Source organism: Bradyrhizobium retamae (assembly GCF_001440415.1).
In the GTDB taxonomy this organism is placed as follows: domain Bacteria; phylum Pseudomonadota; class Alphaproteobacteria; order Rhizobiales; family Xanthobacteraceae; genus Bradyrhizobium; species Bradyrhizobium retamae.
The window spans coordinates 1-10,103 of sequence record NZ_LLYA01000004.1; the positions used below are offsets into that span (position 1 = coordinate 1).

Genomic DNA, 10,103 nt, shown 5'->3' on the forward strand with positions numbered 1-10,103 from the left:
CACTCCAACGATCAGACGAACACCGCTGCCGAGCACGATCTCCATCCGTCCAACAACCTGCTCGCAGCGAGCGGCGTCACGGCTCCCATCGCTTCTCGTTGGATCCGGCTCAATCAGAGCCGCAATAAACCGGTGTTCGCCATCTTTGGGTTAAGCGCTCCAAGAGCGCCCTGTCGCGCCAGGCGTCGCCATCCGAACAGTTGGCCAGGAAAAAGTCCGTGGCGGCGAGCAACGACAGTAACAGGATCGCCACAGCAATAACTCTCCTCCACAATCCGCTGCTTCGCTTCAATACTGAACCGCCGCCGTCCTGTGTCGACAACCTCCATAACTTTCGCATTATTGGCAGTGGATATGGTGTCCATACTGCCTGTAATCACGCAATAGCCAACCTCTGCAAGGCGGCCGCCCTCGGATGCGTACCTACCGACCGTGCTGCTAGCTGAATATTTCCCACCTCTCGCGTGCGATCTCGCGAATGGGCCGCCGAAGGTGCTCTCCCGCGATTCGCCCCCCATGTGCTGCGGACTCTTGAGGATTCCCTTGAGGCGGCAAATCAGATCCAAGGCCGGTTTTTCGGGAGGCAGTCTCGGTGTGTGGGCCGTCATTCCCAACAACCCGTCACCGGCGCTCAAATATCCGCTCGAAGCATCCAATGCCGAGGAACATCTTGTGGAATGCTGCTTGCAAGCTCAAGCAGTTCCGACGCGTAGCAACCCACTTCGAAAAAACTGCCCGAAGCTATTGCGCCTTCGCAACTCTCGCAGCCATCATGCTATGGATGCGATAAGTGTCCACACGACCTTGGCCGGAATGGCAGCAAGTTACATCAACGCGACGTCTGTGCCGCGATCACCCACTGAACCTTTGGCGGGCAGCAAGCAGCGGCTCTCCGGCTTGAGCCAGATGCGTCAGTGCGACCACGAGGTGTTACGGATATTGGTGACCAGTGGCCAGTTGCGCGGCGATGGCGGTCTGCCAAGGCGTATCAGCATCATCTCGCGCCATGTATCTGTGTTGCCGATAACCGAGCGCCGGGGAGTCCGGCAAAAAGCCCGGCATCGGCGGGTCGATACAGCGGTTGATCACGCGTCGCCCCGTGCTCTCCTTCGATAAAAACAACTGATCGAAATGACGATAAGATGCAGCTTGCCGAAGCTGCCGCTTTTTTGAGCGTGGCTTTACAAGGCACCAACTCTGCGATCAATACCGAACGTACCAAACCGGTTGCTAATTCTGTGATAAACAAAGCGCCATCTTGACCCAAGGCAACGCTCGTACACGTCGAGCCAGCGCAGGACTGATGCGGAGCGATGCACTCGCCATTCGATGCCAGGACGAAGACGTGGCCCAGCTATGCATGAGCTACGAACAGCGTCCGGCGTCCATTGCCAGCACGTCCGGACCGCTCGTCCCGAAGAATGAGCTAAACCTGCCGATCTTACGGCACACCCCAGACGTTGTCGGACGCGAGAATGCGGCCAGGCCATTCCGCCAACCGTTATTGACGATCAAGGACCAGGAGCCACCGGGTGCAAGCCTGAAGATGCGGCCAAGGAAATGTCGATCAGATAGAGATTTCCCTACGCGTCGAACGACGGCCCTCGATGAAGCAGTCAGCCGGCTTGCCTCCACGGTTGACGTCCGCCCAATCCGAGCGGACTCCGGGCCGACGCAATTTGGCGGGCATGGCCGAAAAGACGCGCGTTTCGATGAACTGCGGCGGTCTCTCAAGGTACATCATGGCGCTTCCTTTAGGCTGCGCCTTGGCTGCCCCTGGTATTTGTAGGCGAACTGCTTGGGCATCGGTCCTTTATTGCGGTCCTTGCGTCCGGTCTGCTCCCATGCATGCGCCAGGATGCCTACCGCGCGTGACAAGCAGAAGATGCCGCGGGCTAGGGGTGCAGCAAAGCCCAGCTCCCCATAGATGACTGCAGTGGCTCCATCGATGTTCATAGGGATGAGCTTGCCGTTGCGCTCGCGCATGACGCGCTCGATCGCGCGCGCAGCGCTGGCATAGCGACCCGTGACGGCACCATCACTGATCGCGGCATCGACCAGTGCGAGCAGCGGTTCAGCGCGCGGGTCGACGGGATGAAACCGGTGACCGAAGCCCGGCAGATATTTGCTGCGCGTGGCGGTGAAACGGTCAATCGCCTCAGCGGCAGCCTCATCGAGGTCCTTGGTCTCGCTGCGTCGCAGGACCTCGTCATAGAGTTCGATCGCCTGCTCCCCCGCTCCGCCATGCACGTCGTCGAGCGTGTTGATCGCCGATGCCATCGCGCCGTTGAGCGGCAGCCCACAACTGACAGCCATCTGCGCGATGGCGATGGAAGGTGCATGCGGGCCGTGATCCACCGATGCAACCAGTGCAGCCTGTAACAGCCGCTCCTGCGCCGGTGTGGGTAGCTCGCCGCGCAGCATCAACCAGATCATCGCGGGGAAGGAGATATGACCAATCAATTCGTCGATCGTGTATCCGCGGTAGGTGATCCGCCCGGGGGCAATGTCGCATATGGAGGTCCGCCACCAATAGGCGGCCTGCTCTCGCAGCTCCGTTTCGCTCATTCTGTTTTCCAATCTCGTCAGCCTATGTCCGGCCGAGGCTTGCTTGCGCGCAACTCCCTGCCCGTCACGCTCCATCCGTCGCCGGGCGGACCCGTGGAAAATGCGCTCCTCCTTGATGTGGCGTTCCGGCGGCACCGCTGGCGATAAGGTGCTTAATTTCCGGATAGGTATAACCGAGCCGAGCCAGCCATCGCTCCGTGTCCGCACCGAGCGACGGGGGAGGCGCCGGGACAGGAAACACCTCATCCAGCCGAAAACCAGGGCGCGTAACGCGTAATGGCAGTTCGCCAGCCCTATCGAGCGGCAGCATCTCGACAAAGCCGCGCTCCAGCAACTGCGGCTCGCGCAAAACTTGCGGAACGGTCAGCACGCAGCCGGCAGGAACGCCGGCGGCGTTCAACAGCGCCTCCCACTCCTCTGCAGGCCTGCAGCTCAAGGCTGCGTTCAACTCATCGCTAAGCACCCCGCGGTTCAATTTACGTGCTTCGCGCTTTGCGAAGCGCGGATCTGTCTTCAGATCCGGCCGGCCGATCAGATCGCAAAGGGTCCGGTACTGCTTCTGCTCGTTTGCGGCTATATTCAGCGGGCCGGTCGCGGTGCGGAACGTGCCGGAGGGTGCGGCCGTGAAATTCTCGTTCCCCATCGGCTGCGGGTCGACTCCGCCGTTCAGGTGATTGGAAACCACCCATCCCATGGCCGCGATTGTCGCCTCGAGCAGCGACACGTCGATGAAGCGGCCCCTGCCCGTTTGCTGCTGCTCGACGAGCGCGGCGGCGATGGCAAAGGCGGCCGTTAGCCCGGCGATGGTGTCGGAGATCGGGAAGCCGGTCCGCAGCGGAGCCGTGGCTGCATCACCGGTAACACTCATCGCGCCGGAAAGGCCCTGGACGATCTGGTCGTAGGCCGGGCGGGCGGACCAAGGACCGTTTTGCCCAAAGCCTGAGATCGCACAATAGATGAGGCGTGGGTTGCGCTTGCACAACGCGTCGAAACCGAGACCAAGCCGCTCCATGACCTTGGGCCGGAAGTTTTCGAGAAGGACGTCGGCCTCGGACACCAGCTTGAAAAACACTTCCCTTCCCGCTTCAGACTTCAGATCGAGCGCCACCGACTGCTTACCGGCGTTGACGCCGACGAAGGAGAGGCCCTGAAGGCGCTCTGCCCTTTGCGGATCGGCGCCAAGGCGCCGCGCGAGATCGCCTCCGTTGGGGTTTTCAACTTTGATAACCTCCGCGCCGAGGCGCGCGAGATGGTAGCCGCAGAACGGGCCTGCCAATACGTTCGACAGGTCGAGGACACGGATGCCGGTGAGCGGCAGGGACATCTGACGAAACCTCCTTTGCCGTATCTTCGGCCGCTGCGATTGTTATTTCAGTTGCTGGACCGCACGTTCAGCGAAGCGATTGGTGAAGGTTTGCTGAGGTCGATGTTGGCCGCGGCGATCCTGGGTCGAAATCGCTCAACACAGCCAGCGCTACCTTGGCCGCCTCGGCGTCCATCAGGCCGGTCTGGGAAAACAGTGCCGTCGACGCCTTCAGGACGTCGATGTTCACCTCGCGATTGTCGGTCTTGTACCCGGCCGGGACCGCGTCAACGAGCTGTTCCGTTGATACCGAGTTGATCCAGCGGTGGGTCTTCAGCAGGGCATTGACCAGGCGCTGCACGGTTTCGGGATTTTTGTCGATGAACGATTGCTGCAGGTAGAGACAGGCGGTCGGATAGATCCCGCTAAAGGCAGTCTTGGAGCCTTCGATCGTGCGCGCATCGAACAGCGGCTTGGCCGCATTCTTCCTCGAGAGCAGCGTCGCAACGGGATCGAAATAGACCAGCGCGTCGATGTTCTTGGCTTCGAGCGCAACCATGCCCGGCGTGCCGCTGCCAACTGCGATGATCTTGACGTCGCGCGGCCCCAATCCTGACTTCTTGATGTAATAGCGTGCCATTGTGTCCGTCGAGGAATCAGGAGCCGTGATGCCGAGCTTCAGGCCCTTGAGGTCGGCGCCGCTCCTCACCTTGTCGGCGAGATCGCTGCGCACGCCGAGAAGAACGGCGGGTATGTCGTTGAGCAGAAAGACGCAGGAGATCTCCTTGCCCTGCGCCTGCATCTGGATCGTGTGATCATAGAACCCCACGACGCCGTCCACCGAGCCACCAATCAGCGCCTGCAGCGCCTTGGAGCCGCCGGCCTGGAAATTCTCGACAGTAACGTCGAGCCCTTCTTCTTTGAAGTTACCGAGGTTTACGCCCAATTCGAGAGGCATGTAATTGAGAATCTGGGAGCCGACGGCGATCTTCAGTGTCGCCCTTTCAGGTTCGCCGGCGTCAGCCGATAAGAGGCAGAGGCCAGCGGCCGCAACACCAAAGATCAATCGGATTAAAAAGCGCATATACTTGGCCAAGCACATGTTCAAGCCTCATGAGGCGGCGCTGGCCGCCAGACCAACAACCTCTTTTCGGCACGATCGACGAGCGCGTCGAGTGCGACCACGAATGCGAACAGCACAATGATTCCGGCGAACACGCTGGTCGCATCGAGCACCCCTTCGGCCTGCGCGATTCAGGTGCCCGAACCCGGCGGATGAGCCGAGATATTCCGCAACCACGGCGCCCATGACCGCCATGCCGACGGACACTCGCAGGCTCGACAGGATCCAGGTGGTGGCAGAGGGCAGATAGACGTGGCGCAACAGCGAGGATTTCGAATCGCGCAGCAGTCGCGTGCTCGCCAGGACGACCGGATTGACCTCGCGCACGCCTTGGAAAGTGTTGAAGAACGCAACGAACAGCACGAGGGTCACGCCGAGCGCAACGTTCGAGGTCAGCCCCAGACCGAACGAAATAACGAAGATCGGCCCCAGCAGGATACGCGGGATCGCGTTGAACATGGTGAAGCGCTGAACGACATCAGCGGCAAACGGGCTTAATCCCAGCCAGATCCCAAGCGCAGTGCCGATCGCAATCCCGACGACGAATGATGGGATCGTCTCGACCAGCGTTATGCCAACATCGCCCCAGAAATCCGCGGTCGACGTCCAGTTCCTTATCCTGCCGACCAGGGTCGACGGCGCCGGAAAGAAAAAGGCGTCGATGAGGCCTAATCGCACCCCCAGCTCCCAGATCAGGACAAGAGCGAGAACGATCGCGACTTGCGTGACAACGACCTTATTTCTGCGCGGCATAGCTCCTCTCCACTTCAGCGCCCAAGCAGCGACCAGATTTCGCGATAGAGCGCGACGAACTCGTCCGTGGTCTGCAGCGCGGAGACGTCCCGGGGACGAGGCAGCGTGATCCTGACCTCGCCGTCCATCCGGCTGGCAGGGCCTGCGGACATCACGACGACGCGGGTCGGCCAGCGTGATCGCCTCGTCAAGATGATGGGTGATGAAGATCAAGGAGCGGTGCCCGCCTGATAGCTGATGCGGATAACGCTGCTCAAATCCCGTCAGGCCGACTTTGGCGAGCCACGGCCGAACCTCGGCGCGCGCCTCCTCGAGTGACTTGCCCTGAAAGACAAGCCCAAGCCCAACGTTGTCCTGCGCGGCCTTCCACGGCAGTAGGCCCTCGTGTTGGAGCATGTAGCCGGACTGATCATTCAGTCCCGTGAGCGGCTTGCCGAAGATCTGAACGTCTCCCGACGCGGGTTTTGAGAGACCTGTGACAGTGTTCAGGATGGTGGACTTGCCGCAACCGGTTGGTCCCATGACCGCAACGAACTCCGCGTCGCCTACTTGGAGGTTCACGCTTTTGACTGCGATGAATGCGCCGAAGCGGATCATTACCTCGCGCAAGTCAACGGCCAGCGTTTGGCTGCCCTTCGCGCTTCAGAACTCGTTCTGTTATATGCAATCCATAGTCCTGTGTGCAAGAAGAGTCAATCTATTCTGCCGTACAGAACCGTTTACCTCCTTCTGTAATGGACTTTGGCGTCTTAATCTGGCAGTGGTTCTATTGTCCAGAACTGGAGCAGAGATGAGCAAGACAGGAGTTGACGCGGTCAGGAGAGCGCTCGCGATCCTGAAAAGTTTCAACGCGGAGCGGTCTGCGATGACGCTGACGCAGATTGCGGAGATGACGGACCTCTACAAGAGCACAGTACTCCGATTGGCGTCTTCGTTGGAGGCTGACGGCTTTCTCGTCCGCGGCGCGGACCGGTTGTTTCGACCGGGACCGGAGTTGTGGCGTCTTGGGGCGCTCTATCAGCGCGGTCTGGATCTTGGCGAAGTCATCCGGCCATCGCTTCGTCGCCTGGTTGAGTCAACGGGGGAAACTGCATCCTTTTATGTTGCAGATGGCGACGAACGCATCTGTCTTTACCGCGTCAATTCTCCACGTTCAGTTCGACATCATCTCGAAGAAGGCCAGCGATTGCCGATTGATCGCGGCGCCGCCGGGCGAATTCTTACTGCATACCGCGAGCCAACGAACGTAGAAGGGAAGAAGATCCGCGATAAAGGCTTCTATGTTTCGATCGGAGAGCGGGATCCGGAGGTCGCCGCGGCGGCCGTGCCGTTGATGGACGTACACGGCAAACTGAGGGGCGCCCTTTCGCTATCAGCGATCAGGACGCGCTTCGATGCCGACGCCCGCAAGTCGGCAATCGATGCTCTCAAATCGGAAGCCAAGGCCTTAGCGGGGTTGCTGCCTGCGAGCGAATGCTGATCATTGAGGCATCCGCTTTGCGCCATTTGTAAAGAAGTCGACGCGGCTTCGGCAAAGGCTGGCAGTGTCTTATGGCGCAGCATGAGGCAATCAGGCAGTTCCCGACTGTTCAGAGGCAGAGCAGCCACGTTGAACGATCGAGTACAGAGATGATGGACGCGAACGACATTCACATTCGATTCGATGCGCCCGCCATGCTTCGCAAATGGCCCTCCATAAACAATGAGCGCCGTGCAGACAGAAGCACCTATCTGCTGGCGGAAGGCACGCTGGACGACTGCATACGAGAGTTTATGACCAGGCCTGAGGCCACACGTCATCTTTACGAAATCCACACAGCGCCACAGCCTCCGCTCTTAACGAAAGTCTTGTCAGCCGATCACATCACGGAGCTCGCCAGATTCCGAAGTTTCCTCTGATCGGGTTGTTCCTGTCGGCACTTCTGGGTCAGGCGAGGGTCAGCCTCAAAATCGATGTTCGGGGGACACGCAGCGCGCAACGCACGCCGAATGAATTAGTCTCAGATCAAGGACAATAATTCCGCTTCGCCCTCGAAAGCAGAGCTGAGCGTAGGTGCCGCTTTCGTCCTTGAGACCGGCTGGAGCATAGGCTCTTACTCAATCAGAAGCGATCATGCAGCTGCCGGCTGCGCGTCTTGTCGCCGGCCGTCTCAGCCACGAACTGTCCCGGTCCTCGCGGCGGGCCCTCGGGCTGCCGTCGCCCGATCGCCATGATGGCGGTGCCCATCGCGCTGGAGCTGATGGTGATGATGAAGCCGAACAGGAGCAGCCCGAGCGCGATGCCGGGGGTGTTATCGGCCAGGATGAGGTCTCGTATGTTGCCGGGATTGAGCAGCATGAGGCCACCGACCAGGAGCACCGCCAGCGACACGCCCGCGGCAAAGTTGATCGCGAGAGCCGTAACAGCGGCGCTTCGAAAACAAGGGACCTGGGCGGCGACGGCGCCTCTTCCTGCATGTCGTCCTCCATCGCAAGAAAGCTTTCGCATTTTTCGACCGATCGACCGCCGGCTCGGCTGGTGAAAGACTCCGCTCGCGGCATTCACACCATGCGACAATAAGCATCAGGCGGCCGACCGCCACCTCGCCGTCCTCGAAATTGCTCCCCGAACGTCTGCACGGCCACCACACGCCGCGCGACGTGGGCACGTCTTCGTTCTAGAGCGGCACGTCGAAGGTGACACTTGGATGGCGTATGATGCGAACTCAGGTGGGCGCTCAACAAGAATCCACGCCCGCTCACTACGAGGCTACACCATGTCAATCCGCACAGGGCGTGACCGCCAACTGCTCAGATTCAGCGATGCGGAAATGGGCGACAGGCCGCACTCCGGCCCGTCGCCTGTAAGTTAAGCGCGCATTGATAATGAAACGCCTAGCTTTGCTGCCATCACAGTGGTGGCACCGGGAGTTCGCTTTAGCGCCTTTGCGATCTTGGCGACGCCTGACTTTGCTTTTGCCATCGTCTTCATTTTTCGAACATCGTCTTTTGTCCACGCGCGGCGAACTACTTTCTTTGCTTTTGCCATTCTTTCTCCGAATCGGATTGGGGCAGAGCCGGGCTTCTATCATGACAGTCTGCGGCGACAATGAACAAGCTTCTATTGCGAGAATGTGAATGCGACTTCGCCGGCTGACAGCTAAATATGTGATCTGGATTACTGTTGTCGGTCGCAAGAACGGGCATGTACCTCTTATTTCAAGGGGACCAGCATGGACGACCGATTTTACATGAATAGAGCGCGCCTCGTGGCGCTTGCGGACGAGGCAGACCCCTTGATTAAGAACGGGTTGCGAACAATTACGACGGCATGACCAGAGCGCAGACAACGCGCGGTCACGCGAAAAAGAAGCCGGCGCAAAGTTCTAATGTCGAGAGTCGGGACGCAGATTAGCTGACTCTACTGGGATCCTTTACTCTGTAGTGTTTTAGGGGCATCGAGCGGCGGGCCGGAAATTATTCATATCTGCAAAATGGGCGACTCGATCTGCCTCAAAAACTGGCAAGACTTCAGGCAGCATGTATCCAGACTTGGCGCCGTGGGCGAATTCCGCCCGTGAACCACCACGCGCAATTTTTGGCCATCTCTCCGCCATCACATCATCACTTCACGTGATCCAACAGCAGCCAGCGAGAGCAACCGTTGGCCTGTCCAGTCCATCATGGCCAAACTTGGGCGAGCTAAAGCAACAAAGGCGACGGCTTAATACGCGTTCAGCAAAATCGGTCACACCAAAAAAGTGATGCGAAAATCCAGTCACCGGAAAATGATCGCTGTGTTCTTCTCCGATCTCACCACGCTCACAATGATCCTCGGCTCTTTCAGCTGTCCCATAATACTCGAAGCTTTCTTAGCTTTCACTGGAGAGAGGAGCGAACGCCGTGATTGAATGAATCGGCGCAGAGCTTTCTTCCCTGCCACTCGTTTTTATCTTGCGGTCACCAACCTGGTATCGAGAACCAAACTCACAAAGGCGGATGTCAGGCACGCGCTGTTCCGAAGCACGCCGCGGCTAGCTGCACGAGACCGCCGATTCTGATTCAATAGCGGCGGCGGAGAAGGATGAACAGCCGAGCACAGGAGGGATCGATAGCGATGACGGATGAGCCCCGCCAGAAGCGGAACCTGATTCCGTTGAAAAAGGCGTTGGAGCGGGGCGGTTTCGGCCGGACCAAGGCCTACAAGCTGATCAAGAAGGGAAAGATCGTCGCCTACAAAATGGAGGGCCAGACCATGGTCGATGCCGATTCCATCGACGCCTATCATATGACCCTCCCTCGCATTGAGCCGAGCAAATGAAGACAGGCTCCTAGCTTATATGAGGGCTTGGTGTGTCAAGAAGTTTTTCGCGATCA

The 10,103-nt window shown here is 59.2% G+C and carries 8 protein-coding genes and 3 pseudogenes; 3 read left to right on the top strand and 8 right to left on the bottom strand.

From position 1 onward, the window contains the following. Nucleotides 1-113: 113 nt before the first annotated feature. A complete protein-coding gene (locus CQ13_RS46970) occupies nucleotides 114-608 on the bottom strand; it encodes a transposase (protein WP_156433471.1) in 495 nt (164 codons plus the stop codon). Here CQ13_RS46970 and CQ13_RS44205 point away from each other — a divergent pair. After that, nucleotides 592-790: pseudogene (locus CQ13_RS44205) on the top strand (IS5/IS1182 family transposase); the annotation flags it as partial. The gene CQ13_RS46970 and the pseudogene CQ13_RS44205 sit on opposite strands and share 17 nt — an antisense overlap. Before the next feature lie 950 nt (nucleotides 791-1,740). On the opposite strand, the gene CQ13_RS03400 reads toward CQ13_RS44205, so the two are convergent. From CQ13_RS03400 to CQ13_RS45205, 5 genes and pseudogenes are all read right to left on the bottom strand, one after another. Further along, nucleotides 1,741-2,568, bottom strand: a complete 828-nt coding sequence (locus tag CQ13_RS03400; protein WP_057841626.1) for a citryl-CoA lyase — start codon at nucleotides 2,566-2,568, stop codon at nucleotides 1,741-1,743. Nucleotides 2,569-2,632: 64 nt separating this feature from the next. Beyond that, nucleotides 2,633-3,892 carry a CaiB/BaiF CoA transferase family protein gene (locus tag CQ13_RS03405; RefSeq protein WP_057841627.1) on the bottom strand — a complete coding sequence of 420 codons (1,260 nt, stop codon included), beginning with the start codon at nucleotides 3,890-3,892 and terminating at the stop codon, nucleotides 2,633-2,635. A gap of 67 nt (nucleotides 3,893-3,959) precedes the next feature. After that, on the bottom strand, nucleotides 3,960-4,829 hold the full coding sequence (locus CQ13_RS03410; protein ID WP_245309009.1) for an ABC transporter substrate-binding protein: 870 nt from the start codon (nucleotides 4,827-4,829) through the stop codon (nucleotides 3,960-3,962). A 146-nt stretch (nucleotides 4,830-4,975) separates the two neighbouring features. After that, a pseudogene (locus CQ13_RS03415) lies at nucleotides 4,976-5,747 on the bottom strand (ABC transporter permease). 252 nt (nucleotides 5,748-5,999) lie between these two features. Continuing rightward, nucleotides 6,000-6,344, bottom strand: a pseudogene (locus tag CQ13_RS45205) (ATP-binding cassette domain-containing protein); the annotation flags it as partial. A gap of 193 nt (nucleotides 6,345-6,537) precedes the next feature. Between CQ13_RS45205 and CQ13_RS03420 the strand changes: the two are divergent. Next, nucleotides 6,538-7,227, top strand: a complete 690-nt coding sequence (locus tag CQ13_RS03420; protein WP_057841628.1) for an IclR family transcriptional regulator — start codon at nucleotides 6,538-6,540, stop codon at nucleotides 7,225-7,227. Between the two features lie 621 nt (nucleotides 7,228-7,848). Here CQ13_RS03420 and CQ13_RS46690 read toward each other — a convergent pair. Together CQ13_RS46690 and CQ13_RS40420 are read right to left on the bottom strand one after the other, a co-directional pair. Continuing rightward, nucleotides 7,849-8,085, bottom strand: a complete 237-nt coding sequence (locus CQ13_RS46690; protein ID WP_197427232.1) for a hypothetical protein — start codon at nucleotides 8,083-8,085, stop codon at nucleotides 7,849-7,851. 510 nt (nucleotides 8,086-8,595) lie between these two features. After that, the gene (locus CQ13_RS40420; RefSeq protein ID WP_082637292.1) at nucleotides 8,596-8,775 is read right to left on the bottom strand and encodes a hypothetical protein; all 180 of its coding nucleotides are present in this window, start codon (nucleotides 8,773-8,775) and stop codon (nucleotides 8,596-8,598) included. A 1,068-nt stretch (nucleotides 8,776-9,843) separates the two neighbouring features. On the opposite strand from CQ13_RS40420, the gene CQ13_RS03435 reads away from it, so the two are divergent. Further along, on the top strand, nucleotides 9,844-10,047 hold the full coding sequence (locus tag CQ13_RS03435) for a MerR family transcriptional regulator (RefSeq protein WP_057841629.1): 204 nt from the start codon (nucleotides 9,844-9,846) through the stop codon (nucleotides 10,045-10,047). Nucleotides 10,048-10,103 lie beyond the last annotated feature (56 nt).

Excerpts from the sequence above, each read along its gene's own strand:
- CQ13_RS46970 (WP_156433471.1), bottom strand. The coding sequence starts at position 608 with ATGACGGCCCACACACCGAGACTGCCTCCCGAAAAACCGGCCTTGGAT.
- CQ13_RS03400 (WP_057841626.1), bottom strand. The coding sequence starts at position 2,568 with ATGAGCGAAACGGAGCTGCGAGAGCAGGCCGCCTATTGGTGGCGGACC.
- CQ13_RS03405 (WP_057841627.1), bottom strand. The coding sequence starts at position 3,892 with ATGTCCCTGCCGCTCACCGGCATCCGTGTCCTCGACCTGTCGAACGTA.
- CQ13_RS03410 (WP_245309009.1), bottom strand. The coding sequence starts at position 4,829 with ATGCCTCTCGAATTGGGCGTAAACCTCGGTAACTTCAAAGAAGAAGGG.
- CQ13_RS03420 (WP_057841628.1), top strand. The coding sequence starts at position 6,538 with ATGAGCAAGACAGGAGTTGACGCGGTCAGGAGAGCGCTCGCGATCCTG.
- CQ13_RS46690 (WP_197427232.1), bottom strand. The coding sequence starts at position 8,085 with ATGCTGCTCAATCCCGGCAACATACGAGACCTCATCCTGGCCGATAAC.
- CQ13_RS40420 (WP_082637292.1), bottom strand. The coding sequence starts at position 8,775 with ATGGCAAAAGCAAAGAAAGTAGTTCGCCGCGCGTGGACAAAAGACGAT.
- CQ13_RS03435 (WP_057841629.1), top strand. The coding sequence starts at position 9,844 with ATGACGGATGAGCCCCGCCAGAAGCGGAACCTGATTCCGTTGAAAAAG.